This window comes from Pseudonocardia sp. WMMC193 (assembly GCF_021728735.1).
GTDB lineage: Bacteria > Actinomycetota > Actinomycetes > Mycobacteriales > Pseudonocardiaceae > Pseudonocardia > Pseudonocardia oroxyli.
In genome coordinates, this window is record NZ_JAKKDO010000003.1 from 376220 (window position 1) to 401543 (window position 25324).

Sequence of the window (25324 nt, forward strand, 5' to 3'; positions counted from 1 at the left end):
GCTCCTGTCTGGTGGGGGAGGTCAGGTCATCCGGGCGAGGCCGCGGCGTTCGACGGCGCGGGCCCCGACGAAGCAGGCCACCGACACCACCGTCGCGACGAGCGCGGTGCCCCACGCCCGCTCGGGCTGGTAGAAGCTCACCGACTGGGCGAACAGCACGCCGAGCCCGCGGCCGCCCATGAGGTACTCGGCGAGCATGGCGGCCAGCACCGCGGACGGGGCGGTCAGCCGGAACGCGACCAGCAGCCCGGGCACCGCGTGCGGCAGCAGCAGTCTGCGCAGCACGGTGATCCGGGAGGCGCCGAGCACGGCGAAGACGTCCGACGTCGAGCGGGGCGCGTCCCGCAGCCGGGCGGCGACGAACACGAAGGCCGGGAAGAAGGACACGATCGTCGTGATGACCAGGACGGTCTGCCATCCGTAGCCGAACACCCTGGCGAGCACCGGGATCATCGCCACGACCGGCACGGACCGCATGATCAGCGCGATCGGCGTCGTCATCCCGGAGACCAGCGGCGAGGTCCACACCGCGACCGCCAGGGCCACCCCCGCCGTCATCCCGGTGAGCAGCCCGGCCGCGGACATGCCGAGGGTGGCGAGCAGATCGGGCAGGTAGGCGCCCGGGTTCCCGACGACGTCCGCCACCACCTCGCCCGGCTGCGGCACCACGATCCGGTTGTAGCCGTTGAGCGACGCCCACAGCTGCCAGCCGACCAGCAGGGCGGCGATCGTCCAGTACCGCGACACCAGGCGGCGCACGACCCCGCCGGTCCGGGGCGCGGGCCTGCGGACGGGCGCGGCCGCCCGGGCGCGCACGATCCGCTCGGACTCCTCGGCGAGGGTCACGTGAACCTCCGGGTGACCCACCCGCGCAGCGCGACGAGCAGGACGTAGGCGGCGAGGGACAGGACCGCCGCGCTGAGCGCGGCCGACCACAGCAGCGGGATCTGGACGTTCTGCATCGCGCTGACCAGCAGCACCCCGAGCCCGCGCCGGGCGCCGAACCACTCGCCGATCACCGCGCCCAGCACGGCGGCGGGCGCGGCCAGGGTCAGCCCGTCGACGATCGTCGGCAGGCCCGCGGGCAGCTGCAGCCGCAGGACCGTGCTCAGCCGGGAGGCGCCGAGCACCGCGAAGACGTCCCGGCCCGCCCGCGCCGTCGAGGCCAGCGCGGAGGTCGCCGCGACGAACACGGCGAACCCGGCGGCCAGGGCGGCGATCACCGTGGACGTCCCCTCCCGGCCGACCGTGGTGACCAGCAGCGGGGCCAGCGCGATCAGCGGCACCGCGTGGACGACGGCGGCCAGCCGGTCCAGGCCGGGGCCCGCGGCGGGCAGCAGGGCGCCGAGCAGCGCGAGCGCCAGGGCGCCGAGCCCGCCCACGACGAAGCCGATCGCCGCGGCCGTGCCGGTCGCCGCCAGGGCGCGGCCGAGCAGGGTCTGCGCGGTCGGGCTCGCGAGGTAGTCCACGACGTCCGTCACGGTGGGCCACGCGGCCCCGGCGAGCCCCAGCCTGCCGATCGCGTCCGCGGCGACGACCAGCAGGACGATCCCCGCGACCGCGGGCAGCACGGTCCGGCGGGACGGTCGGGCGAGCAGGGTGCTCATGCGGCCGCGTCCGAGTGACCCGGCTCGTCCGACTCGTCGAGCAGCCGGGTGAGCCGGTCGACGATCTCGTGGAAGGCCGGATCCCGGGTGACCTCCGTGCGGCGGGGGCGTGGGAAGTCGATCGATTCGGTGTGCCGCACCCGACCCGGGCGCCCGGTCATCACGACGACCCGGTCGGCGAGCAGCACGGCCTCGTCGACGTCATGGGTGACCAGCAGGGTCGTGATCCGCTCCTCGGCCCAGATCCGCGCCAGCTCGAGGTTCATCCGGCGCCGGGTCACCGCGTCGAGGGCCCCGAACGGCTCGTCCAGCAGCAGGACGTCCGGGGTGAGCGCGAGTGCTCTGGCGATCGCGACCCGCTGGCGCATCCCGCCGGAGAGCTGGCGCGGTCGCGCGTCGGCGAACCCGGTCAGCCCGACGAGCTCGAGCAGCTCGTCGACCCGCGCGGTGTCGACGGGGCGGCCCGCCACCTTCCACGGCAGCTCCACGTTCGCCCGCGCGCTCGCCCACGGCAGCAGCGCGTGCTCCTGGAACGCCACGCCGAGGCGGTGCCCGCGGACCAGGTCGGCGGGCCTGGCGCCCTCGATCGTCACGGTCCCCTCGGACGGGGTGTCCAGTCCCGCGACCAGCCGCAGGACCGTCGACTTGCCGCATCCGGAGGGGCCGAGAACGGCCACGAACTCGCCGTCGGCGATCTGCAGGTCGAACCGGTCCAACGCGCGCACCGCGGTTCCGCGACGCAACGGGAACTCCTTGACGACGGACTGCAGAGCGATCGCAGGTTGCGACATCGGGCTCCCTGACGTGTGCGTGGTGAATCAGTCGGTTCACTCCACGGTAGGGAGTGGTCGTTGCGGGGGTGTTGCCGGCGCGGCGCCCTCGGGTAACCGCCCGGGCCGTGAGTACCGTGTGGGCCATGGGAACGGGTGTCGAGCGCGATCGGCTGCTCGGGCTGGTCGCCGACTACGTGCTCGAACACGGGATCGCCGAGCTGACCCTGCGCAGGCTCGGCGCGGCCATCGGGACCAACAACCGGATGCTGCTGTACTACTTCGGCTCCAAGGAGCAGCTCGTCGAGCAGTCCCTGATGGCGGCGTCCGCGCGGTTCCCGCTGTTCGCGGCGGCCATGCGGGGGCTGGACGACCCGGGTCCGCTGCAAGAGCGCCTGGAGCGCTGCTGGGCGGGCATCGCGGCGGCCGAGAACCACCCCTTCCATCGCCTGTTCTTCGAGGTCTACGGGGTGGCCCTGCACCAGCCGGGCCGCTTCGACGGGTTCCTGGCCCGGGTCGGGCACGACTGGGTCAACCTGCTGGCTGCGCAGCTCCGGGCCGAGGGGGTGCCCGACCCGGAGGCCGCGCGGCTGGGCCGCGAGATCGTGGCGTTGTGGCGCGGCCTGCAGTTCGACCTGCTCAGCACCGGGGACGCCGAGGGGGTCGCCGCCACCCATTCGGCGGCCGCCGCGACGTTCGCCGAACGCTGCGCCCGGGTCGCTCAGCCCGCGAGCTGAGCCGCCGGGTCGGTCGGGGTGAGGATGTCCAGCACCCGGTGCGGCACCGCCACCGCCGACCGGGTCCAGCCCCAGATCGAGTAGAGCAGCCGGGCCGGGTCGGAGTAGCCGTGCCTGCCGTGGAACATCCGGTAGTTGTCGACCACGGCCATCTCGCCCGACTCCATCCGGAAGCGGGTGCCGGTGTCCCGGGCCTCGATCACGGCGTCCAGCCAGGCGCGCACGTGCGGCCACTGCTCGGCCTCGTCCGGGCCCAGGACGGGGGCGAGGTAGGGGTGGTGGCGCACCTGCGGGCGGCCCGCCGGCGTCGTGCGGAGCACCGGCGAGAACGCGGACTGCGGGAAACCCGGTTCGGAGTGGTCGATCGGGACCGTGCGGAGGAACTCGGCCACCGGTGCGGGCAGCAGGTCCATCAGGGCGAGACCGTCGATCAGGAAGTTGTCGCCGCCGTCCGCCGCGGGTCGGGCCTGGAGCAGGAACAGGCGGTCCGGGGCCTCGTCGCCGAAGGCGAACCCGTCGTTGTGCGGCGGCATCGGCACGGTGGTGTCGCTGCTGAGCATGCGCTTGCGACCGCGGGCGTCGGCGGGCTGGCGCTCGACCTTCGCGCCCTCGACCTCCGAGCGGGCACGGGTCGCCTCGATCTGGCGGCCGATCCGGACCAGCTCGTCCCCGAGCATCGCGCGGCCGAAGTCCATGGCGGCGTCCTCGGAGTCGATGCCCGTGACCAGGGCGGCCCCTTCGGCGTCGACGACCTCGCGGGCCTCCTCGGGCGACGTCACGCGGCGCGGGACGACGGCGGCGGAACCGTAGGACATGGTGACCTCCATCTGAACCAGTTGGTTCAATGGACGCTACGGCCTCGTCGTGACGACGGTGTTACCTGCGGGGGCACTATTCTGCGCGGATGCAGCGCAAGATCGGCGTGATGGGCGGGACCTTCGATCCCATCCACCACGGCCACCTCGTGGCCGCGAGCGAGGTGGCGGACCGCTTCGCACTGGACGAGGTGATCTTCGTCCCGACCGGGGACCCCTGGCAGAAGTCCGGCAAGGACGTCAGCCCCGCCGAGGACCGGTACCTGATGACGGTGGTGGCCACCGCGTCGAACCCGCGGTTCTCCACGAGCCGGGTGGACATCGACCGCAGCGGGCCCACCTACACCGCCGACACCCTCACCGACCTGCACTCCCGGCTGCCGGACGCCGAGTTCTACTTCATCACCGGCGCGGACGCCCTGTCCCAGATCCTGTCCTGGCACAAGGTCGAGGAGATGTTCAAGCTGGCGCACTTCATCGGCGTCACGCGGCCGGGGTACGAACTCGTCGACGGTCACCTGCCCAAGGGCTCGGTCACCCTCGTCGAGGTCCCCGCCATGGCGATCTCCTCGACGGACTGCCGCGAGCGCGTCGCCGCGGGCCGCCCGGTCTGGTACCTCGTGCCCGACGGGGTGGTGCAGTACATCACCAAGCGCAGGCTCTACCAGCCCTAGTCCATCCCGTTCGACAGGACGAGCGCTTCGCCCGACCTCAGCCGGACCCGGTCGGTGACCAGGGCGAACACGGCGTCGGCCACCTCGCTCGGGGTGAGCAGGCCGGGGCGGGGTCGGCCTGCGGCGAACACCGCCTCGGCGTCGGCGCGGGTCGGCTCGGCCAGGTCCGGGCGGACCATCCGGTAGACCTCGTCGTGCAGGGTCATCGGCGTGCCCACCCCCGCGGGCATCACGGCGTGCACGACGATCCCGTGGTCGGCCACCTCGAAGGCCAGGGACTTGACCAGGGCGGCGACGCCCGCCTTGGCCGCGGCGTAGTGGGCGGAGTTCCGCGCCCCGGTCGTCGCCACGATCGACGAGGTGGCCACCAGGCGTCCGGAGCCCTGCGCGACGAGGTGGGGGAGCACGGCCCGGAAGGTGTGGAAGACCCCGGTCAGGTTGACGTCCAGCATGGTCCGCCACACCTGCGGGCTCATGTCCGCCAGCGGGGAGCCGGTGGCGATGCCCGCGTTGGCGACCACCACGTCGAGCCGCCCGAGCTGGGCGATCCCGCGCGCCACGACGTCCTCGACGGCGCCGAGGTCGCGCACGTCGGCCCGCACCGCCACGCACCGCCGGTCCAGCGCCTCCACCTGGCGCACGGTCTCCGCCAGGTCGCCCGGCGCCGCGGCGGCGTAGCGCACGGTCTCCACCGGCGCGGCGACGTCACAGACCACGATGTCCGCGCCCGCCCGGGCGAGCCGCACCGCATGCGCCCTGCCCTGCCCCCGGGCACCCCCGGTGATCAGCGCGACCCGCCCCGCCAACGCGCCGTCGTCCCTGTCGTGCCTGTCGGCCCCGTCGTTCATGACCTGCCGACCGGTCCCGAGCCGGGATCTCATCGGACCTGACACACTGTGCGGCGACGAACCGGTGAAAGGAAGTGCCCGAGTGACGGCAACGGCGGAGGCGATCGAGATCGCCCGGGTCGCGGTGGCGGCCGCGGCCGACAAGCTGGCACAGGACATCGTGGTGCTGGACGTCTCGGGGCAGCTCGTGATCACCGACTGCTTCGTGGTGGCCTCGGCGCCCAACGAACGCCAGGTCCAGGCGATCGTCGACGGGGTCGAGGAGAAGCTGCGCGAGCACGGCGTGAAGCCCACCCGACGGGAGGGCACCCGCGAGGGCCGCTGGGTCCTGCTGGACTACACGGACGTCGTGGTGCATGTGCAGCACACCGAGGAGCGTGGGTTCTACGGCCTCGACCGGCTCTGGAAGGACTGCCCGACCATCGACTTCCCGGAGCTGACTCCGTGACACTGCGCCGGGTCGTCCTGCTCCGGCACGGTCAGACGGACTACAACGTCGCCGGGCGGATGCAGGGGCACATCGACTCGCAGCTGACCGAGGAGGGTCGCGCGCAGGCGGTCCGGGCCGCCCCGGTCCTGGCCACCATGCCGTTCGACCGCATCGTGTCCTCGGACCTCACCCGGGCCGTCGACACGGCGAACACGGTGGCCGAGGCGATCGGACTGCCCGTCAAGCTGGACCCGCGGCTGCGCGAGACGCACCTCGGGGAGTGGCAGGGGCGCAGCGTCGCCGAGGTCGAGATCGACTACCCCGGCCAGATCACGGACTGGCGCGGCGACCCGCGCTGGACCCCGCCCGGCGGGGAGTCCCGCGTGGCCGTGGTCGAGCGGTCGCTGCCGGTCGTCGCGGAGATCGACGCGGACCTGGCGGGCGAGCCCGGCGAGCAGTCCGTGCTGCTCGTGGCGCACGGCGGGATGATCGGCGGGCTGGTGTCGGGCCTGCTGGACCTGCCGGAGAGCGTCTGGCCGATCATCGGCGGGATGGGCAACTGCAAGTGGGCGGTCGTGGCGCGGCGCGCGGACCACCCGCGCTGGCGGCTGTCCGGGTACAACATCGGTGTCACCTGAGCTGCTCGTCCTCGCCGACTCCCTCGCCTTCCACGGCCCCGAGCGGGCCGAGCCCGCCGACCACCCGGACGTCTGGCCGAACGTCGCCGGCCGCGCCCTGGGCGTCGACGTCGAGCTCGTCGCGGGCATCGGCTGGACCGCCCGGCACGCCTGGCAGGCGATGATCTCCGACCCGCGCGTGTGGGCGGCGGTCCCGCGGGCGTCGGCCCTGGTCCTGGGCCTGGGCGGGATGGACTCGCTGCCCTCCCCGCTCCCGACGGCGGTGCGCGAGCTGATCCCGGTCCTGCGGCCGGAGTCGGTGCGGCACACCGTCCGCGCCGGGTACCTGCGCGCCCAGCCGCGGCTGTCCCGGTACGCGCCGCCCGCCCTGCCCGCCCGGCTCACCGTCGCGTACCTGGAGCGGTGTCGGGCGGGGTTCGCGGCGCTGCGCCCCGACGTCCCGGTGGTCGCCCTGCTGCCCTCGGTCCATCGGGCCGCGATCTACGGCGGGCATCACCGTGGCCGCGCCGCCGCCGAGCGGGCGACCCGGGAGTGGGCCGCGGCCCACGGGGTCCGGGTGCTGGACGTCGGCGCGCTGGTCGCCGCGCACGTCCTCGGCGGCCACGGCAACCCCGACGGGATGCACTGGGGCTGGGCCGCCCACCGCCGCGTCGGTGAGACGCTCGCCGAGCTTCTCGACGATCTCCGGTCGGGCACGTAGGTTGCCCGACATGTCGACCGTCGCCGTGGTCACCGACTCCACGGCCGATCTGCCCGCCGCCCTCGCCGACCGCGTCCACGTCGTCCCGCTGGAGGTGCGGCTGGGCAGCCGCGTGGTGCGCGACGGCGTCGACATCGGCCCCGGCGAGCTGAGCGCGGCCATCGCCGACCGCAGGCTGCACGTGCAGACCTCGCGCCCGACCCCGGAGGCGTTCGCCGAGCTGTACCGCTCGCTCCTGGACTCGGGGGCGTCCGAGGTGGTGTCGGTGCACCTGTCCCGCGAGCTGTCCGGGACCTGGGACGCGGCCCGGCTCGCCGCGCAGGAGGTCGACGCCGGGCGGGTCCGGGTCGTCGACTCCCGCGCGATGGGCATGGGGCTGGGGTTCGCGGTGCTGGCCGCTTCGCGTGCCGCGCTCGCCGGGGCGCCCGCCGCGCTCGTGGAGGAGGCGGCGGCCGCGGTCGCCGCCCGCTGCCGGGTGATCTTCAGCGTCGACGAGCTGGACCGGCTGCGCCGCGGCGGCCGGATCGGCGCGGCGGCCGCGCTGCTGGGCACGGTCCTTGCGGTGAAGCCGTTGCTGCACCTCGTGGACGGGCGGATCACCGTGCTGGAGAAGGTGCGGACCGCCGCCCGCGCGACGCAGCGCCTGGTGGAGCACGCCGTCGAGGCCGCCGGGGAGTGTGCGGACCTCGCCGTCCACCACCTCGGGGTGCCCGACCGCGCCGCGGATCTCGCTGCGCGCCTCCGGGAGCGGCTGCCGGGGTCGCCCGAGCCGGTGGTGTCCGAGATCAGCGCGGTGATCGGGGCGCACGTGGGGAACGGGGCGTTGGGGGTCGTGGTGGTGCCGCGGTCGGCCCCGCCCCAGTCTGCCTGACGGGACCGACACCGTCGGGGCGGCGGCGCTCCCGGGCCCGCAGTTGTCCCCACCCCGCCCCGCGCATCCACAGATCTCCGCCGACTCCGGGATCCGGTCCGTCGTCGGCCTAGCGTCGAGGCGTGGCCCGCAGACCTCCTCGTGACGACTCGGCGGCGCGTCTGTCCGCGCTGCTGGGCACTCCCGTGGGTCGGGTCGCCACCGCGGCGCCGGTCCCGCGCGCGCCCCTGCCCGCGTCGTTGCGGCCCGCCTTCGCGAACCCGACGGCGTTCGGCGCGGAACAGGACACCCTCCCGCTCCGGCTCGATGCGGTCCTCGCCGCGCACCCCACCGATCCGCGGGCCGATCTCGCGCGCCGGGTGGGGGAGGCCGCGCCGCGGGTGCTGGGGACGCCCGACTGGAATGTCCGTGGAGCAGGTGCTGCGGGCCCGGGTGCCGCTGGACCGGACGCGGCCGGGCCGGATGAGCCGGGGGCGGACGACCCCGGGCGGTTCGAGGCGGGGTGGGGCGAGCCCCGGCGAGACCGGGTGGGGTGGGGCGGGGCTGGGCGGCACGGCTCGGACGGGTCGGAGTGGGGTGAGCCCCCGCCGGGCGGCGGCGGGTCGGGGGGTTCGGCGCACGTTCCCGGTGGGCGGCCGAGCTGGGCGGGCCGGGTGGCGCAGCGGTGGGTGCCCGCGGGATGGCGGGGCGCCCGGCTCGATCCCGGGCGGCTCGGCGCGGCGGCCCTGGTCCTCGTCGCGGCCGCCGCCGCGGTGGTCGCCGCCGTCGGGGTGTGGAGCGGCCGGCCCCAGCCCGAGCCCATGCCCGCGCTGCCCGCGGTGTCGTTGGCGGATCCCACGCCCAGCACGGCGCCCGAGGCCGCTGTGCCTGCCGAGCTCGTCGTGAGCGTGTCCGGCAAGGTGGCCCGTCCCGGCCTGCTCCGGCTCCCGGACGGCTCCCGGGTCGCGGACGCGGTGGAGGCGGCGGGCGGCGCGCTCCCGGGCACCGATCTCAGCACCCTCAACCTGGCCCGCCGGTTGGCGGACGGGGAACAGGTCGCGGTCGGCGTCGCCCCGGCACCGGAGGACGCCGGCTCGACCGGGCCCTCGGCTACGGGGGCGGCGGGTGCCGCGGGGGTGGGTGGCAAGGTCGATCTGAACCGCGCGACCCTCGAGCAGCTCGACGCGCTGCCCGGCGTCGGCCCGGTCACGGCCCAACGCATCCTGGACTGGCGCGCCGCCCACGGCCGCTTCGCCCGCGTCGACCAGCTGCGCGAGGTCGACGGGATCGGAGAAGGCCGCTTCGGGAAGCTCAAGGACCTGGTGACGGTGTGAGCGGGCGATCCGGCGCGGGCCGGCCCGGCGGGGGCGTCGGGGCACGGGGGCGTGGCGCTCCCGCGGACGATCCGCGCGCCCGGCCCGATCTCCGCCTGGTGCCGGCCGCGCTGGCCGCGTGGGCCGCGGTGTCGGCCGCGCTCCTGGGCGGGCCGGGCGCCGGCGTGATCGCCTGCGCGGTGGCCGCGGTGGCCCTCCTGGCGGTGCGGGGGCGGCGGCTGCCCCCGCGCGTCCGTGCGGCGGTGCTCGCGGCAGCGGGCTGCGCACTCGCGGTGGGGGTGCCCGCCGTCGTCGCGGTCTGGCAGGTGCAGGACCATCCGCTGCGCGCGGCGGCCGAGCGCGGCGCGAGCGCCACCCTGAGGGTGGTCCTCACCGACGATCCCCGGCTGCTGCGCAGCCCGATCCCCGGCGAGGCGCGGGTCCTCGTGCCCGCGGACCTGGTCGCCGCGGTGTCCGGCGCGGGGGAGTGGCGCACGGGTGGGCGCGTGCTGCTGCTCGCCCCCGCCGAGGGCTGGCAGGGTCTGCTCCCCGGGCAGGAGGCGGTCGCGCAGGGCCTGCTCGCCCCGGCGCAGCGGTCGGACCTCACCATCGCCGTCCTCCGGGTCCGCGGCGCGCCGACGACGATCGACGAGGAGCCCTGGTGGCAGGCGGCGGCGGGCGGGCTGCGCAGCGGCCTGCGGGAGGCGGCCCGGGTGCTCCCGGAGTCCTCCGCCGGGCTGCTGCCCGGGCTCGCCGTGGGGGACACCCGACACCAGACCGTGGAGGTCGAGGAGGACTTCCGGGCCGCGGGCCTCACGCACCTGACCGCGGTGTCCGGGGCCAACCTCGTGATCGTCGGCGGGGCCGTCCTCGGCCTGCTGCGGCTGCTGCGGGCCGATCCCCGCGTCGCCGCGGCGGCGGCCGCCGTGGCCGTGGTCGGGTTCGTCGTGCTGGCGCGGCCGAGCCCGAGCGTGGTCCGCGCGGCGGTGATGGGCCTGATCGTGCTGCTCGCCCTGGGGCTGGGCCGCGGCCGCAGCGCCGTGCCCGCGCTCGCCGCGGCCGTCCTGGTCCTGCTGCTGCGCGATCCCGCGCTGGCGGTGGACGCGGGTTTCGCGCTGTCCGTGCTGGCCACGGGCGCGCTGGTGCTCGTCGCGCCGGGATGGGCCGCGGCGCTGCAGCGGCGCGGGGTGCCGCAGGCCGCCGCGGAGATGCTGGTGGTGCCCGCGGCGGCCTGCCTGGCCACCGCACCGCTCATCGCCGGGCTGAGCGGCCAGGTCAGCCTGCTCACGGTCCCGGCGAACCTGCTGGTCGTCCCGGCCGTGCCGGTTGCGACGGTGCTCGGGGTGCTCGCCGCGGTGGTCTCGCCGGTGTCGCCCGTCCTCGCGGAGCTGTGCGCGTGGCTGTCCGGCCCCGCCGTCGGATGGCTGGTCCTGGTGGCGGACCGGGCCGCCGCGGTGCCCGGCGGGGTGGTGCCCTGGCCCGCCGGGATGCTCGGGGCGCTGCTGCTCACCGCGGCCCTGCTGGGCCTGGTGGTCGCGTTCCGGTTCCGCAGGTCGCGGCTGGTGGTGCTGGCGGTCCTGCTCGGGCTGGCGCTCGTGCTGCTGCCCACCCGGGTCCTGCGGCCGGGCTGGCCGCCGCCCGGCTGGGTGGCCGTCGCGTGCGACGTGGGCCAGGGAGACGCCCTCGTCCTCGCCACGGGCGAGCCCGGCCGCGCGGTGCTGATCGACGTCGGCCCCGAGGACGGTCCCGTCGACGCGTGCCTGCGCAGGCTGGGGGTCGAGTCGCTCGCGTTGGTGGCGCTGAGTCACCTGCACGCCGACCACGTCGGCGGCCTCGCCGGGGCCCTGCGCGGCCGGTCGGTCTCGGCGATCGCGCTGGGCGCGTCCCACGAGCCGGAGTCGGCGGTCCGTCGGATCGCGGCCCGGGCCCGGGAGGCGGGGGCCGGTCTCGTGGAGCTGACCGTCGGACGTCGGCTGGAGTGGCGGGCGCTCACCCTGGAGGTGCTCGCCGCGGGCGGGCGCGAGGACATCGACGAGGAGGACGGCACGGCGGTCAACAACACCTCGGTCGTGGTGCGGGCGACCACGCCCGCCGGGCGCATCCTGTTCACCGGTGACATCGAGCTGGAGGCGCAGGCGGAGCTCGTGGCGAGCGGCGCGGACCTGCGTGCGGACGTGCTCAAGATGCCGCACCACGGCTCCCGCTACACCAGCCGCGAGTTCCTGGGCGCCGTCGCACCGCGTGCGGTGCTGGTCAGCGTGGGGGCGGGCAACTCCTACCGCCACCCGAACCCGGGCCTGATGGACCTGCTGGCCGGAGCCGGGGTCGCGGTGCGCCGTACGGACCTCGGCGGCGACGTGGCGGTCACCGCGGACGACGGGCTCGTCGAGCGGGGCGACCCGCTGCCCGCGCCGCGCGGCACCCGCCCCGTCCGCGAACGCGAACGGGCCCCGGGAACGCGTCCCGGGGCCCGTCGGCGGCGTGGCTCAGCGGTTCTCGAGCGCCTCGCGCACGGCCTTGCTCGTGGAGGGCACGGTGGCGGTCGGGCCCACCTGGCCGGACACCGCGTCCAGCGTCTTGAGCCCGTCGCCGGTGATCAGCAGGACGGTCTCGGCGTCCCGGTCGATCCTGCCCTCGTCGATCAGCTTCTTGGCGGTCGCCACGGTCACGCCGCCCGCGGTCTCGGCGAACACGCCCTCGGTGCGGGCGAGCAGCCGGATGCCGTCGCGGACCTCGTCGTCGGTCACGTGGCCGACGGCACCGCCGGTGCGGCGCACCGAGTCGAGGACGTACGGGCCGTCGGCGGGGTTGCCGATCGCCAGCGAGCGGGCGATGGTGTCCGGCTTGACGGGCTGGATGACGTCGTGTCCCGCCTCGAACGCGGTCGCGACCGGGGAACAGCCCGCCGCCTGCGCGCCGAAGATCCGGTAGGGCTTGTCGTCGACCAGGCCGAGCTTGACGAACTCGCCGAAGCCCTTGTCCACCTTGGTCAGCTGCGAGCCGGAGGCGACGGGGATGACGATCTGGTCGGGGAGCCGCCAGCCGAGCTGCTCGGCGACCTCGTAGCCCAGGGTCTTGGAGCCCTCGGCGTAGTACGGCCGGACGTTGACGTTCACGAACGCCCAGTCCTCGTGCTCGGCGGCCAGCTCCGTGGCGAGCCGGTTCACGTCGTCGTAGTTGCCGTCGACGGCGAGCAGCGTGCCGCCGTAGACGGCGGTGGTGGTGATCTTGGCCTGCTCCAGGTTGGACGGGATCAGCACCACGGAGTCCCACCCGGCGCGGGCCGCGGCGGCGGCCACGGCGTTCGCCAGGTTGCCGGTGGAGGGACAGCACAGCACGGAGAAGCCCAGCTCGCGGGCGGCGGCGAGGGCTACGGCCACGACCCGGTCCTTGAAGGAGTGGGTGGGGTTCCCGGTGTCGTCCTTGATCCACAGCTTGCGGACGCCGAGCTCGGCGGCCAGCCGGTCCGCCTCGATGAGCCGGGTCAGGCCGGGCTCGGTGTTCGGGTGCTCGCGCACGTTCTTCGGAACGGGGAGCAGGTCCTGGTAGCGCCAGATCGACTTGGGGCCCGCCTCGATGGAGGCGCGGGTGACCGTCGGGAAGTCGTAGGCGATCTCGAGCGGTCCGAAACACTCGCTACAGGCGAACTCGGCGGCCAGCGGAGCCTCGTGCCCGCACTCGCGACAGGACAGCGCGCGGGCCGAGCCCAGGTCGTAGGAGGTGCCCGTAGGCGTGTCAGCAGTGAGAGTCATCAGATCTCCTCATCTGTCCCGCTCGCGCGGGCCGGAATTGGCACCTGGTCCGTCGACGTGCGCACACTCCGAACGTGTGCAGCGCGGATCGTCGTTCGACGCCGGTTGCCGGGGCTTCAACGGGCCGTTCCCTCTGCCCCTCTGGATGAGCCATGTGCAGTTGTGCCCCGCCCGCGGGATCGACCCGGCGGGTGCGGACGTCCGGAGATCCGGATGTCGGCCAGGTTACGTCACCCGCGCGCCCCTCGGCCAGGTGAACCTCACATCCGAGAGCCGGCTCACGCGGCAGGCTCGGGCTGCGCGCGGATCGTCGGTGCCGTGCGGGACGATGGTCGGGTCCGCGGCCCGCCCCTGGCGGGTCCCCGTCCGCCGGAGGTCCGCCGTGCCCGCCACGAAGCCACCCGCCCCGCTGCAGCTCGTCGTGGGCGAGGAGGAGCTACTGGTCGAGCGGGCCGTCTCCGAGATCATCCGGTCCGCGCGCGCGGCCGACCCCGAGACGGACGTCCGGCGGCTGCGGCCGTCCGAGGTCACGGCCGGGGAGCTGGTCGGGCACCTGAGCCCGTCGCTGTTCGCCGAGTCGCGGGTCGTGGTGATCCAGGGGGCGCACGAGGCCGCGAAGGAGCTCGCCGCCGCGATCCTCGCCTACGGGCGGGCCCCCGAGGAGGGGATCGTGCTGGTCGCGGTGCACGCCGGCGGGGCGCGCGGCAAGCAGCTGGCGGACGACCTGCGCGCGCTCAAGGCCGTGGTCACCCGGTGCGACAAGCTCACCCGGGCCGAGGAGCGGGCCGAGTTCGTGCGCGCGGAGGCACGCCGCGCGGGCGGGTCGATCACCGCGGACGCGGTGTCGGTGCTGCTCGAGGCGGTCGGCTCGGACCTGCGGGAACTCGCCGCGGCCACCGGGCAGCTGGTGTCGGACAGCGGCGGCCGGGTCGACGGCGACGCGGTCCGCCGCTACCACCGGGGGCGGGCCGAGTCCTCCGGCTTCGCGGTGGCGGACAAGGCCGTCGCGGGGGACCGGGCGGGGGCGTTGGAGGCGTTGCGCTGGGCCCTGGTGCTCGGGGTGGCGCCGGTGCTGGTCGCGGACGCCCTGGCGGACGCGGTGCGCACGCTGGCGAAGGTCGGCTCGGCCGGTCGCGGCGACCCCAACCGCATGGCCCAGAGCCTGGGCATGCCGCCGTGGAAGATCCGCAAGGCCCAGGGGCAGGTGCGTTCCTGGCGACCGGCGGGCCTGGCCGTCGCCATCGCCGCGACCGCGCAGGTGAACGCGGACGTGAAGGGCGCGGCCGCGGACCCGGGCTACGCCCTGGAACGCGCCGTCCTCGCCGTCGTCGACGCCCGCGGCACCGGCTGACCCCCGGCGAACAGCGCGTTCGCCCATACCTAGCGAGCGAACGCGCCGTTCGCCGTCGGACCGGGTCCGGCGGATCGGGCTGCCGACACGACGACGGCGCTGCCCCACGGGAAAGGGCAGCGCCGTCGTCAGTCGCTCACAGGAGGGAGCGCGAACCACGCCCCGTGGGGCGCGGGTGGTCTCAGGCGGACAGCTCGGCGGCGCGCTTGGCGATCGCCGACTTGCGGTTCGCGGCCTGGTTCTTGTGGATGACGCCCTTGCTGGCGGCCTTGTCGAGGGCCTTGGCGGCGTTCTTCTGCAGCTGCACGGCCTTCTCGGTGTCGCCGGCCTCCGCAGCCTCGCGGAACTTGCGGATCGCGGTCTTGACCGAGGACTTGACCGACTTGTTGCGCTGCCGGGCCTTCTCGTTGGTCTTGACGCGCTTGATCTGGGACTTGATGTTCGCCACGCTGGTTGTTCCTCAGTCTTTTCGGGTTCTCGTCGTCTGTGCCGGCTCCGGCGATCCGCGAGCGGTTCTGGACCGATGCGAGCGAGCACGCCGAGCACTCGACGATCCATGCTACAGACCGGGCCGCGGGCCCCCGCAGGCGGACCCGTTTACCCGGACGTTGCACGTGTCTGTCTGGCTCACGCTGCGACGAACGGTCAAGATGACCTCCGTGAGCCGAGCAGTGGACCGTAGACCCGCACGGGACCCCGACCCCGAGACGAACGGCGCGGCCCACACGGCGCTCTTCGACGGGTACCTCGAGCCGGACCGCCCCCACCCGGACGCGTTCGACGAGATGTTCAACGCCGACGGCACCGTCCGGGCCCCCTACCGCAGGCTGCACGACGCGATCGCGCCCACGGCCGCGGCGGACCTCGCCGCGCGGTCGGACGCGCTCGACCGCGCCTACCTGGACCAGGGGATCACGTTCAGCCTGTCCGGCAAGGAGCGGCCGATCCCGCTGGACATCGTCCCGCGGGTGATCAGCGCGAGCGAGTGGAGTCGGCTGCAGCGCGGCATCGTGCAGCGGGTGAAGGCGCTCGAGGCCTTCCTGGCGGACGTCTACAACGACGCGCAGATCGTGCGGGACGGCGTCCTCCCGCGCAGGCTGATCACCAGCTGCGAGCACTTCAAGCGCGCCGCCCACCTGCTCAACCCGCCGAACGGGGTGCGCATCCACGTGGCGGGCATCGACCTCGTCCGGGACCAGGAGGGCACGTTCCGGGTGCTGGAGGACAACCTCCGCAACCCGTCGGGCGTGTCCTACGTCATGGAGAACCGGCGGACGATGGCCCGGGTCTTCCCCGACCTGTTCACCCGCCAGCGGGTCCGCGCGGTCGGCGACTACTCCACCCACCTGCTGCACGCGCTGCGGGCCGCGGCGGCCCCGAACGTCGCCGACCCGACCGTGGTCGTGCTGACCCCCGGCGTCTACAACTCCGCGTACTTCGAGCACTCCCTGCTGGCCCGCCAGATGGGCGTCGAGCTCGTCGAGGGCCGGGACCTGTTCTGCCGCGACAACCTCGTCTACATGCGGACGACGGAGGGCGAGCAGCGCGTCGACGTCGTGTACCGCCGCATCGACGACGACTTCCTCGACCCGCTGCAGTTCAAGCCGACCAGCGTGCTCGGGGTCGCCGGGATCATGAACGCGGCGCGCGCCGGGAACGTCGTGATCGCCAACGCGGTGGGCAACGGCGTGGGGGACGACAAGCTCGTCTACACCTACGTCCCGCAGATGATCAAGTACTACCTCGACGAGAAGCCGGTCATCCCGAACGTCTCCACGTTCCGGTGCTGGCTCGACGAGGAGCGCGGCCACGTCCTCGACCACCTCGACGAGCTGGTGCTCAAGCCGGTCGAGGGCTCCGGCGGCTACGGCATCCTGTTCGGCCCGGACGCCGACGCCAAGCAGCTCAAGGAGGCCCGCAAAGCCATCCGGGACGATCCGCGGGGGTGGATCGCCCAGCCCGTCGTGCAGCTGTCGACCGTCCCGACCAAGGTGGACGACCGGCTGGTGCCGCGGCACGTCGACCTGCGGCCCTTCGCCGTGAACGACGGCGAGGACGTCTTCGTCCTGCCCGGCGGGCTGACCCGGGTGGCCCTGCCGAAGGGCTCGCTCGTGGTGAACTCCAGCCAGGGCGGCGGCTCGAAGGACACCTGGGTGCTGGCCGCGAGCCGGGCGAGTGAGTCCGAGCGGGAGCTGGGGGAGCGCGGCATCGCCTCGAAGGCGCCGGCCAGCGGCCCGGCCGCCGAGCAGGGGCGCGAGCTCACCCTCGACCAGCAGCAACAGCAACAGCAGCAACAGCAGCAGGGGAGGGACGACTAGTGCTCGCCCGCAACGCCGAGTCCCTCTACTGGATCGGCCGGTACGTCGAGCGGGCGGACGACACGGCCCGGATCCTGGACGTCTCGGTGCACCAGCTGCTCGAGGACGCCACGATCGACGTCGACCTGGCGGCGCGCAGGCTGCTCGCCGTGATGGGGGTCGACCCCGGCACCTCCGAGCCGCTCGACGCGTTCTCGCTCACCGAGCTGCTCGGCTACTCCGCCGAGACCCCCGGCTCGATCGTCTCCTCGATCTCGAGCGCGCGGGAGAACGCCCGCGGCGCCCGCGAGGTCGTCTCCAGCGAGATGTTCGAGTGCCTCAACGCCACCTGGAACGCGCTGCCCGAGCGGCAGCGCTACGCCCGCTGGGTGGGCCCGGCGGCGTTCTTCAGCTACATCGAGGACCGGGCGGCCATGTTCTCCGGGCTCGCCGCCTCCACGATGAGCCGGGACGACTCGTGGCGCTTCTACCTGCTCGGCCGGTCGGTGGAGCGGGTCGACATGATCGTCCGGCTGCTGATGAGCCGGGTGTCGGACCGGATGAGCTCGCCCGGCTGGCTGTCCGTGCTGCGCTCCGCCGGTGCGCAGGACACCTACCTGCGCACCTACCGCGGCGCCGTCGACGCGGTGCGGGTCGCGCAGTTCATGCTGATGGACCGGCTGTTCCCGCGCTCGGTGTTCCACGCCCTGCGCGAGGCCGAGCTGTGCCTGCAGCAGCTCGACAACCGCCCGACGGTCCGGGTGGGCGCCAAGGCCGAGGCGCTGCGGCTGCTCGGGCGGGCGCGCAGCGAGCTGGAGTTCCTCCGCCCGGAGGAGCTGCTCGACGACCTGCCCGCCCAGCTCGAGGGCCTGCAGGAATGCATCCGGGAGGTCGGCGAGGCCGTGTCGCTGCAGTTCTTCCACGCCGCGCCCTGGGTGGCGTGGACCGCGCCGGAGGTGGGCTGACATGGGCTGGCGGATCAGGGTCGTCCACGAGACCGGCTACAAGTACAGCTCCCCGGTGCACGAGACCTACAACGAGGTGCGGCTGACCCCGCGCAGCGACCAGCACCAGAACGTGATCGTCAGCCGCGTCGAGACGGTGCCCGCCACCCGCAGCTACCGCTACGAGGACTACTGGGGCACCCAGGTCACGGCGTTCGACCTGCACGCCCCGCACACGGAGCTGCTGGTCACGGGCATCTCGGTGGTCGAGACCGGGGACGACTCGGAGCCGGTCCGGGAGGCCGACTGGGACGAGCTGGCGTCCGAACCTGTGCGGGACCGCTACACCGAGATGCTGGAGTTCACCGACTACGTCAGCCGCGACCCGGAGCTGTCGAAGATCGCGAAGTCCCTCAAGAAGGGCAAGGAGCCCGCGGACGCCGTCCTGGCCGCCTGCGAGTGGGTCCGCGAGGCGATGACCTACCAGCCGGGGACGACCGGGGTCCACACCAGCGCCATCCAGGCCTGGGAGGCGGGCAAGGGCGTGTGCCAGGACTACGCGCACCTCACCCTGGTCCTGTTGCGCGAGATGGGGATCCCCGCCCGGTACGTCTCCGGGTACCTGCTGCCGAAGAAGGACGTCAAGGTCGGTGCCACCGTCTCCGGCCAGTCCCACGCCTGGATCGAGGCCCGCACCGGCGGCTGGTGGGGCTTCGACCCGACCAACGGGATCCCCATCGGCGCGCGCCACGTCTGGGTCGCGGTGGGCCGCGACTACGCCGACGTCAGCCCCCTGAAGGGCATCTACTCGGGCGGCAGCGCCGAGACCCTGGACGTCACGGTGGACATGACGCGCCTGGCCTGACCACCGGGCATTGTGGAGCCACCACGGTCGTCTCGCGGCCCGGAGACGACAGTGGTGGCTCCACAGTGCGGTCGGGTCAGTGCGCCGCGGGCTTCTTGCCGCCGAGCAGCAGCGCCACCGGGATGGCGGCGGTGCCGATGATCGCCGCGCAGAGGAACGCGGCGTGGGCACCCGTGGCGTCCGCGGCGACGTTCGGGGTGGAGGCGAAGACCACCATCAACGTCACGAACAGCGCAGTGCCCGCCGCGCCCGCGACCTGCTGCAACGTGGCCAGGATGGCGCTGCCGTGCGAGTCGATCTCGCTGGGCAGGCTGCCGAGGGCGTCCGTCATCAGCGGCGTGATCATGAACGACAGGCCGGTGACCAGCAGGATGTGCAGGCCGATCAGGAGCGGCACCGGTGTGGACTCGCCCACGACGAGCGCGAAGCCCCACAGCGCCAGCGCCAGCACGACGACGCCCGGCAGCACCAGCGGTCGGGCGCCGACCCGGTCGTAGAGCCGCCCGACGAACGGGCCGAGCAGGCCCATCACCAGGCCGCCGGGCAGCACCGCGAGGCCGGTGACGAACGCCGACACCCCCATGACGTCCTGCATGACCAGCGGCAGCAGGATCAGCACGCCGAACAGCGCCATCATGCCGAGCACGGTCAGCGCGAGCGCCACCGCGAACGTGCGGTGGGTGAACGGACGCAGGTCGAGCAGCGGGTTCCCGGTGCGCTGCAGCGCGAGCTGGCGCATCACGAACAGCGCCATCGCGAGCACACCGACCACGATGGGCAGCCACGGCGGCACGTGGGCCTCGCCGCGGGCGGACTCGCCGATCGTCGAGAGCCCGAAGACGATCCCCCCGAAGGCGAGCGCCGAGAGCACCACGGACAGCCAGTCCAGCGGGATCGACCGGGTCTCGCCGTCGAGCCGGAGGAAGACGGCGCCCGCCGCCAGGGCGATCAGCGCGATCGGCAGCACGATCAGGAACATCCAGCGCCAGCTCAGGGTCGACAGGATGATCCCGGAGATGGTCGGGCCGATGGCGGGGGCCACGGCGATGACCAGGGTGATCACGCCCATCTTCGCGCCGCGCTGCTCGGCGGGGACCAGCCGGATCACCGACGTCATCAGCAGCGGGATCATCACGGCGGTGCCGAGCGCCTGCACGATCCGGCCGACGAGCAGCACGCCGAAGCCGGGGGCGAGCGCCGAGATGAGCGTGCCCGCGCTGAACAGCGACATCGCCATGAGGTAGACGGTGCGCGGGGTGAGCCGCTGCAGCAGGTAGCCGGTGATCGGGATGACCACCGACATGGTCAACAGGAACCCGCTGGTCAGCCACTGCGCGGTGCCGACGGTGACGTCCAGGTCCGTCACCAGCACGGGCAGGGCGACACTCATGATCGTCTCGTTGAGGATCATGACGAAGGCCGAGCCGACCAGCAGCCAGATCACCGTCGAGGCGGAGCGGGTGGACTCCGCGGAGGCGGGGGGTGCGTCGGGCGCGGTCATGCAGGGACTCCAAACAGGGGTCGTTCACGCGGATCTCGCATGTACGAGTAGACGCTATCCGCACCCTCAACTCATCGGCGACGCGATTTCCTCCCGCCGGCTACGCTGTCCGGATGCACAGCGACGACGTGCGTGCCGCGGCCGCCGCCTGCACCGGGCTGTTGCGGGGTGCGGTCGGCCGGGACTGGTCGGTGCGGGCGGGCGACCTGGACATGACCGTGGCCCAGGTGGTCGCGCACGTGGGGGAGAGCCTGCTGGTCCACACCGACGACGCCGCCCGCGGCCTCGGCCTCGCCTTCGAACCCGACGCCCGCCTGGCGGGCCACGTCGTCCGGCGGCTGTTCCCGTGGGCGCCGCACGACGAGCGTTCCTGGCCGACGCTGCGCTGGGCCAACGGCCGTGCGCCCCTGGGCGGCCGACCCCGACTGGCCGACTGGCGATGGCACTGCGCCCCGCTCGACGAGTGGGACGGCACCGACCCGACGAGATGAACCTCAGCCACGTCCCGGGGGCCCCGGGACGTGGCTGACGTTCATCTCGGTCAGAGGGCCTGCTCGGCGGCCCGGTCCACCCGCCGGTGGTAGCGCTCGCCCGCCTTGCCGCCCACGAGCGCGCCGAGCAGGGCGACCGCCGCGACGACCACCAGGGCCACGAGGTTGGGCCAGTCGCCGACCGACACCGCGATCCCCGGCACCCGCAGCGCCGCGAAGATCGAGTCGGTGCTGCCGGTGGCGGCCGTGGCGATGGTGACGGCGGCGGTGACGACCAGCCCCATGGCCCAGACCGCGAAGCCGTTGCGCGCGCCGTCGAACCGGGCGAGCCGCCCGGCGACGTACCCGCCCGCGACGTAGGCCAGCAGCATCACGACCACCGCGACGATCCCGCCCGTCAGCCCGAGCAGCCGCGGGTCCTGACCGGCCGTGGCGGTGAGGTCGGGGGAGACCCCCGCCAGCCGCACGACCAGCGCGGCCACGGCGGCGAGCAGCACGGTCAGCCCCACCGCCACCAGCCAGCCGAAGAACGCGGAGCCGATCTTGAGCCCGCCGAAGCGCTCGTGCTGGTACTCGTGCGCCGCGGTGAGCGCCCCGCGGGAGGCGTAGTGGTGGGCGAGCTCGGGACCCGGGTCGGCGCCCGCGGGCGCGGCGCGCAGGGTCCGCCGGTCGATCGGGACGGTCACGCCGGCGTCGTCGGGGACGGCGCCGTCGAGCGGGATCGCCCGCGCGCCGCCCATCCGCGGCCGCACGACGCCCCACGCCGTGCCGTCCGGCCCGGTGACGACGTCCGTGAGCCGCCCGAACGTGCCGCCGGTGCGCCCATGGACCGGCCGCCCGACCCACTCCCGCGCGCCCGGCGAGGAGGACAGCGCGGGGATGTTCTCGGTCTCCTGGTCGCGCGGGACCTCCACGGTGGCCGGGTCGGCGTGCGGGTCCGGCCCGGGACCGGTGGGTCGCTTGTCCGAGCCAGTGCCGGTGCTGGTGCTCATGGGGACGTGTACCCACCGGTGGCCCCGCTCACACCTGCCCCGGCCTGCACGGCCACCACACCCCACGTGGGACGATTGGGCACGAGCCCCGTACCGGAATGGATCCTGAGTGACGACGTACGCCGACCGCACGTTCACCCCGCCGGAGCGCATCCGGAACTTCTGCATCATCGCCCACATCGACCACGGCAAGTCGACGCTGGCGGACCGCATGCTGCAGATCACGGGCGTGGTCGAGGAGCGCGCCATGCGGGCGCAGTACCTGGACCGCATGGACATCGAGCGCGAGCGCGGCATCACGATCAAGGCGCAGAACGTCCGGCTGCCGTGGAAGGTGGGCGACGAGGAGTACGTCCTCCACCTCATCGACACCCCCGGCCACGTCGACTTCACCTACGAGGTCTCCCGCGCGCTCGAGGCGTGCGAGGGGGCGATCCTGCTGGTGGACGCGGCGCAGGGCATCGAGGCGCAGACGCTGGCCAACCTGTACCTGGCGCTCGAGAAGGACCTGACGATCATCCCGGTCCTCAACAAGATCGACCTCCCGGCCGCGGACCCGGACCGCTACGCCGCGGAGATCGCGCACATCGTCGGCTGCGAGGCCGACGACGTGCTGCGGGTCAGCGCGAAGACCGGGATGGGCGTCGAGGCGCTGCTGGACGAGGCCGTGAAGCAGATCCCCGCCCCCCAGGGGGACGCGGACGCGCCGGCCCGCGCCATGATCTTCGACTCCGTGTACGACACCTACCGCGGCGTCGTCACCTACATCCGGGTCGTGGACGGGCGGATCGTGCCGCGCGAGCGGATCAAGATGATGTCCACCGGCGCCACCCACGAGCTCCTCGAGGTCGGCATCGTCTCGCCCGAGCCCAAGCCCACCGAGGGCCTCGGGGTCGGCGAGGTGGGCTACCTGATCACCGGGGTGAAGGACGTCCGGCAGTCCAAGGTCGGCGACACCGTGACCTCCCAGCGACGCGGCGCCACCGAGCCGCTCACCGGCTACCGCGAGCCCCGCCCGATGGTCTACTCCGGCCTCTACCCGGTGGACGGCTCGCAGTACCCCGACCTGCGCGAGGCGCTGGACAAGCTGCAGCTCAACGACGCCGCGCTGACCTACGAGCCGGAGACCTCGGCGGCGCTGGGCTTCGGGTTCCGCTGCGGCTTCCTCGGCCTGCTGCACCTGGAGATCACCCGGGAGCGGCTCGAGCGCGAGTTCGACCTGGACCTCATCTCCACCGCGCCGAACGTGGTGTACCAGGTCACGACGGACGACGGCACGGAGATCACCGTGACGAACCCGTCGGACTGGCCCGAGGGCAAGGTGAGCGAGATCCGCGAGCCGATCGTCAAGGTCACGATCCTGGCGCCGTCGGAGTTCGTGGGCACGATCATGGAGCTCTGCCAGGCCCGCCGCGGCCAGCTCGGCGGCATGGACTACCTGTCGGAGTCCCGCGTCGAGCTGCGGTACACGATGCCGCTCGCCGAGATCATCTTCGACTTCTTCGACGCGCTGAAGTCCCGCACCCGCGGCTACGCCAGCCTCGACTACGAGGAGGCGGGCGAGCAGGTCTCCGACCTGGTCAAGGTGGACATCCTGCTGCAGGGCGAGCCGGTGGACGCGTTCTCGGCCATCGTGCACAAGGACTCGGCCTACGGCTACGGCACGTCGATGGCCTCCAAGCTGCGCGAGCTCATCCCGCGCCAGCAGTTCGAGGTGCCGATCCAGGCCGCCGTCGGGTCGCGCATCATCGCGCGCGAGACCATCCGCGCCATCCGCAAGGACGTCCTCGCGAAGTGCTACGGCGGCGACATCAGCCGCAAGCGCAAGCTGCTGGAGAAGCAGAAGGAGGGCAAGAAACGGATGAAGACGATCGGTCGGGTCGACGTGCCGCAGGAGGCCTTCGTGGCGGCGCTGTCGACCGAGTCGTCGGCGGACAAGGCGAAGAAGTAGGTCGGGCTCGGGGGGCTGGGGAGGCTCAGAGGTCGTCCTCGCGGGGAGTGGCGAGGTCGTCGAGGAGTCGGGCGAGCTGCACGCGTTCGGGGGTCCGGACGGCGCCGAGTGCGGTGCCCACCCGGCGTTCGATGCTCCCGCACACCCGCTCGACCACGTCGCGGCCGCCTGCGGCGAGATGCACCAGCACCCGTCTTCGGTCCACCGGGTCGTTCTGCCGGTAGGCCAGCCCGTCGACCACCAGGCGGTCGACGACGCGGGTGGCGGTGGGCGCGGGGAGCGCGGTGTGGGAGGCGATCTCACCCATGCTGCGCCCGCCGCCGCGGGCCAGCATCAGCAGGACCCGCCAGCCGTCCCGGCTGACGCCCTGGGCGGAGGTCGCGGGGACGAGGGCCGCCGCCACGGCCCGCTCGACCCGGTCGAGGAGCGCCACGAGACCGGGTACGCGCGGCGCCGGGATCATGGCGGTGGACCCGCGCAACCCCGGCGCCGAGGGACTGTATGGCTCAGACACGATGACCGACTGTACTTGCTCGCGCGCCCGAATGCCTCAACCTGCGAGGAAATCGGACCCACAGCAACGTTACTCGTGTCAGTGAGTGAACACGATCTTGCCCGCTGTATCGCCGTCGAGCATCGCGCGGAAGCCCTCCTCCGCCTGTTCGAGCGGCAGCTCGAGCCCGATCTCGGGGGTGATCCCGGCGTTCGCGACGAAGCTGAGCAGGTCCGCCAGCTCCTGTCGGGTGCCCATCGTGGAGCCGATGACCGACAGTTGAAGGAAGAACAACCTCTGCAGGTCAGCCCCGGGGTTGGGGCCGCTGGTGGACCCGCAGCAGACGATCACGCCGCCGGGGCGCAGGGCCCGCATGGAGTGCTTCCAGGTGGCCTCGCCGACGGACTCGAACACGGCGTCGACCTTGCCCGGGAGCCGCGCCCCCGATTCGAACACCGCGTGCGCGCCGAGCTTCTCGGCGAGATTGCGCTTCTCCTCCGTGCGTCCGGTCACCCAGACCGTCATCCCGGCCGCCCGACCGAGCTGGACCAGTGCCGTGGACACCCCGCCGGAGGCCCCCTGCACGAGCATCGTCTGTCCCGGCTGCAGCCCGGACTTGGTGAACAGCATCCGGTAGGCGGTGAGCCACGCCGTGCCCATGACCGCGGCCTGGCTCGGGGTGATGCCCTCGGGCTTGGGCACCGCGTTGCGCGCGGGGACGACGATGAAGTCGGCCATCGCGCCCTGGTGCTTCTCGGTGAGCAGGGTGCGCTTCGGGTCGAGCGTCTCGTCCCCGCTCCAGGTCGGGTCCCCGATGATCGAGTGCAGGACGACCTCGGTGCCGTCCTCGAGGGTCCCGGCCCCGTCGCAGCCGAGGATCATGGGGAACTGCTCGGGCTTGATGCCGACCCCGCGCAGCGTCCAGAGGTCGTGCATGTTGAGGCTGGCGGCGGTCACCTTGACCTTGACCCAGCCCTCCGGCACCTCGGGGTCGGGGCGTTCGCCGACGGTCAGCGAGTCGAGCGGAGCGTCGGCGTTGGGCTCTGCGGCGTACACGGCGAACATGGGTCCGAACCTAACGCGCGCGGGCCGCGACTACCGTGTGACGCGTGACGAGAGTGGTCGCGGACCTGTGGGACGCGTTCGAGCTGTGGCTGACCCAGCTCGCGTTCCCCGTCCAGGTCGCGCTCGCGATCGTGGTGCTGCTGCCGGCGTGTTGGCTGGTCGCGGGCCTGGCGGACCGGGTCGCGGGGCTCGTCGTCGAGGCCTTCCGCCGGGATCGGTAGTCGTACGGAGCCGTCCGAC

The 25324-nt window shown here is 73.7% G+C and carries 25 protein-coding genes, 1 pseudogene and 1 riboswitch; of the genes and pseudogenes, 15 read left to right on the top strand and 11 right to left on the bottom strand.

What is annotated here, in order from left to right; translation table 11 throughout:
- Positions 1 to 21: 21 nt before the first annotated feature.
- The 3 genes from L3X23_RS03110 to L3X23_RS03120 are packed head-to-tail and all read right to left on the bottom strand — an operon-like array spanning position 22 to position 2398.
- The gene (locus L3X23_RS03110) at positions 22 to 846 is read right to left on the bottom strand and encodes an ABC transporter permease (protein ID WP_237190596.1); all 825 of its coding nucleotides are present in this window, start codon (positions 844 to 846) and stop codon (positions 22 to 24) included.
- On the bottom strand, positions 843 to 1607 hold the full coding sequence (locus L3X23_RS03115; RefSeq protein ID WP_237190597.1) for an ABC transporter permease: 765 nt from the start codon (positions 1605 to 1607) through the stop codon (positions 843 to 845). Before L3X23_RS03115 ends, L3X23_RS03110 begins: the two co-directional genes overlap by 4 nt.
- Entirely contained in the window at positions 1604 to 2398 is a 795-nt protein-coding gene (locus L3X23_RS03120) for an ABC transporter ATP-binding protein (RefSeq protein ID WP_093087422.1), read from the bottom strand. The genes L3X23_RS03115 and L3X23_RS03120 overlap by 4 nt, the downstream gene beginning before the upstream one ends.
- 125 nt (positions 2399 to 2523) lie before the next feature.
- Between L3X23_RS03120 and L3X23_RS03125 the strand changes: the two genes are divergently transcribed.
- Positions 2524 to 3114 carry a TetR/AcrR family transcriptional regulator gene (locus L3X23_RS03125; protein WP_237190598.1) on the top strand — a complete coding sequence of 197 codons (591 nt, stop codon included), beginning with the start codon at positions 2524 to 2526 and terminating at the stop codon, positions 3112 to 3114.
- On the opposite strand, the gene L3X23_RS03130 is transcribed toward L3X23_RS03125, so the two are convergent.
- A complete protein-coding gene (locus L3X23_RS03130; protein ID WP_237190599.1) occupies positions 3099 to 3929 on the bottom strand; it encodes a TauD/TfdA family dioxygenase in 831 nt (276 codons plus the stop codon). The genes L3X23_RS03125 and L3X23_RS03130 overlap by 16 nt on opposite strands.
- Before the next feature lie 89 nt (positions 3930 to 4018).
- On the opposite strand from L3X23_RS03130, the gene nadD reads away from it, so the two are divergent.
- Positions 4019 to 4603 (top strand): nicotinate-nucleotide adenylyltransferase, encoded by a 585-nt coding sequence (gene nadD, locus L3X23_RS03135; protein WP_237190600.1) that lies wholly within the window; start codon positions 4019 to 4021, stop codon positions 4601 to 4603.
- Here the strand turns inward: nadD and L3X23_RS03140 are convergent.
- Positions 4600 to 5484, bottom strand: coding sequence for a mycofactocin-coupled SDR family oxidoreductase (locus L3X23_RS03140; protein WP_237190601.1), 885 nt, complete (start codon positions 5482 to 5484; stop codon positions 4600 to 4602). The two genes, nadD and L3X23_RS03140, sit on opposite strands and share 4 nt — an antisense overlap.
- Positions 5485 to 5533: 49 nt before the next feature.
- On the opposite strand from L3X23_RS03140, the gene rsfS reads away from it, so the two are divergent.
- From rsfS to L3X23_RS36545, 6 genes and pseudogenes are all read left to right on the top strand, one after another.
- A complete protein-coding gene (gene rsfS, locus L3X23_RS03145) occupies positions 5534 to 5899 on the top strand; it encodes a ribosome silencing factor (protein WP_093089418.1) in 366 nt (121 codons plus the stop codon).
- On the top strand, positions 5896 to 6519 hold the full coding sequence (locus tag L3X23_RS03150) for a histidine phosphatase family protein (RefSeq protein WP_237190602.1): 624 nt from the start codon (positions 5896 to 5898) through the stop codon (positions 6517 to 6519). Before rsfS ends, L3X23_RS03150 begins: the two co-directional genes overlap by 4 nt.
- A complete protein-coding gene (gene octT / locus L3X23_RS03155; RefSeq protein ID WP_237190603.1) occupies positions 6509 to 7219 on the top strand; it encodes a diglucosylglycerate octanoyltransferase in 711 nt (236 codons plus the stop codon). Before L3X23_RS03150 ends, octT begins: the two co-directional genes overlap by 11 nt.
- A 10-nt stretch (positions 7220 to 7229) precedes the next feature.
- Complete coding sequence (locus L3X23_RS03160) at positions 7230 to 8090, top strand: DegV family protein (RefSeq protein WP_237190604.1); 861 nt, start codon at positions 7230 to 7232, stop codon at positions 8088 to 8090.
- 122 nt (positions 8091 to 8212) lie between these two features.
- On the top strand, positions 8213 to 9403 hold the full coding sequence (locus tag L3X23_RS35960) for a helix-hairpin-helix domain-containing protein (RefSeq protein WP_237190605.1): 1191 nt from the start codon (positions 8213 to 8215) through the stop codon (positions 9401 to 9403).
- Between the two features lie 758 nt (positions 9404 to 10161).
- A pseudogene (locus tag L3X23_RS36545) lies at positions 10162 to 11550 on the top strand (ComEC/Rec2 family competence protein); the annotation flags it as partial.
- 318 nt (positions 11551 to 11868) lie between these two features.
- Here the strand turns inward: L3X23_RS36545 and thrC are convergent.
- A complete protein-coding gene (gene thrC / locus L3X23_RS03175) occupies positions 11869 to 13134 on the bottom strand; it encodes a threonine synthase (protein ID WP_237190606.1) in 1266 nt (421 codons plus the stop codon).
- A gap of 6 nt (positions 13135 to 13140) precedes the next feature.
- Positions 13141 to 13286, bottom strand: a riboswitch (SAM riboswitch).
- Positions 13287 to 13516: 230 nt separating this feature from the next.
- Here thrC and holA point away from each other — a divergent pair.
- Complete coding sequence (gene holA, locus L3X23_RS03180; RefSeq protein ID WP_374204813.1) at positions 13517 to 14485, top strand: DNA polymerase III subunit delta; 969 nt, start codon at positions 13517 to 13519, stop codon at positions 14483 to 14485.
- A gap of 181 nt (positions 14486 to 14666) precedes the next feature.
- Here holA and rpsT read toward each other — a convergent pair whose 3' ends face one another.
- Positions 14667 to 14933 (bottom strand): 30S ribosomal protein S20, encoded by a 267-nt coding sequence (rpsT, locus tag L3X23_RS03185; RefSeq protein WP_237190607.1) that lies wholly within the window; start codon positions 14931 to 14933, stop codon positions 14667 to 14669.
- A 202-nt stretch (positions 14934 to 15135) separates the two neighbouring features.
- On the opposite strand from rpsT, the gene L3X23_RS03190 reads away from it, so the two are divergent.
- The 3 genes from L3X23_RS03190 to L3X23_RS03200 are packed head-to-tail and all read left to right on the top strand — an operon-like array spanning position 15136 to position 18591.
- Positions 15136 to 16803 (top strand): circularly permuted type 2 ATP-grasp protein, encoded by a 1668-nt coding sequence (locus L3X23_RS03190; protein WP_374204975.1) that lies wholly within the window; start codon positions 15136 to 15138, stop codon positions 16801 to 16803.
- A complete protein-coding gene (locus L3X23_RS03195) occupies positions 16803 to 17747 on the top strand; it encodes an alpha-E domain-containing protein (protein WP_093089410.1) in 945 nt (314 codons plus the stop codon). Before L3X23_RS03190 ends, L3X23_RS03195 begins: the two co-directional genes overlap by 1 nt.
- Position 17748: 1 nt before the next feature.
- Positions 17749 to 18591 carry a transglutaminase family protein gene (locus tag L3X23_RS03200; protein ID WP_093089409.1) on the top strand — a complete coding sequence of 281 codons (843 nt, stop codon included), beginning with the start codon at positions 17749 to 17751 and terminating at the stop codon, positions 18589 to 18591.
- Positions 18592 to 18667: 76 nt separating this feature from the next.
- Here the strand turns inward: L3X23_RS03200 and L3X23_RS03205 are convergent, their stop codons facing one another.
- Entirely contained in the window at positions 18668 to 20092 is a 1425-nt protein-coding gene (locus L3X23_RS03205; protein WP_237190608.1) for a DHA2 family efflux MFS transporter permease subunit, read from the bottom strand.
- A 113-nt stretch (positions 20093 to 20205) separates the two neighbouring features.
- On the opposite strand from L3X23_RS03205, the gene L3X23_RS03210 reads away from it, so the two are divergent.
- On the top strand, positions 20206 to 20583 hold the full coding sequence (locus L3X23_RS03210; RefSeq protein WP_237190609.1) for a hypothetical protein: 378 nt from the start codon (positions 20206 to 20208) through the stop codon (positions 20581 to 20583).
- Between the two features lie 50 nt (positions 20584 to 20633).
- Here L3X23_RS03210 and L3X23_RS03215 read toward each other — a convergent pair whose 3' ends face one another.
- Complete coding sequence (locus L3X23_RS03215) at positions 20634 to 21575, bottom strand: hypothetical protein (RefSeq protein WP_237190610.1); 942 nt, start codon at positions 21573 to 21575, stop codon at positions 20634 to 20636.
- A 109-nt stretch (positions 21576 to 21684) separates the two neighbouring features.
- Here L3X23_RS03215 and lepA point away from each other — a divergent pair, with 109 nt between their 5' ends.
- Complete coding sequence (lepA, locus tag L3X23_RS03220) at positions 21685 to 23526, top strand: translation elongation factor 4 (protein ID WP_237190611.1); 1842 nt, start codon at positions 21685 to 21687, stop codon at positions 23524 to 23526.
- 25 nt (positions 23527 to 23551) lie between these two features.
- Here lepA and L3X23_RS03225 read toward each other — a convergent pair whose 3' ends face one another.
- Entirely contained in the window at positions 23552 to 24040 is a 489-nt protein-coding gene (locus L3X23_RS03225) for a MarR family winged helix-turn-helix transcriptional regulator (protein WP_143030232.1), read from the bottom strand.
- A gap of 78 nt (positions 24041 to 24118) precedes the next feature.
- The gene (locus tag L3X23_RS03230; protein ID WP_237190612.1) at positions 24119 to 25084 is read right to left on the bottom strand and encodes a zinc-binding dehydrogenase; all 966 of its coding nucleotides are present in this window, start codon (positions 25082 to 25084) and stop codon (positions 24119 to 24121) included.
- 44 nt (positions 25085 to 25128) lie between these two features.
- On the opposite strand from L3X23_RS03230, the gene L3X23_RS03235 reads away from it, so the two are divergent.
- Positions 25129 to 25305, top strand: a complete 177-nt coding sequence (locus L3X23_RS03235) for a hypothetical protein (RefSeq protein WP_176921545.1) — start codon at positions 25129 to 25131, stop codon at positions 25303 to 25305.
- The last annotated feature ends 19 nt before the right edge of the window (positions 25306 to 25324 follow it).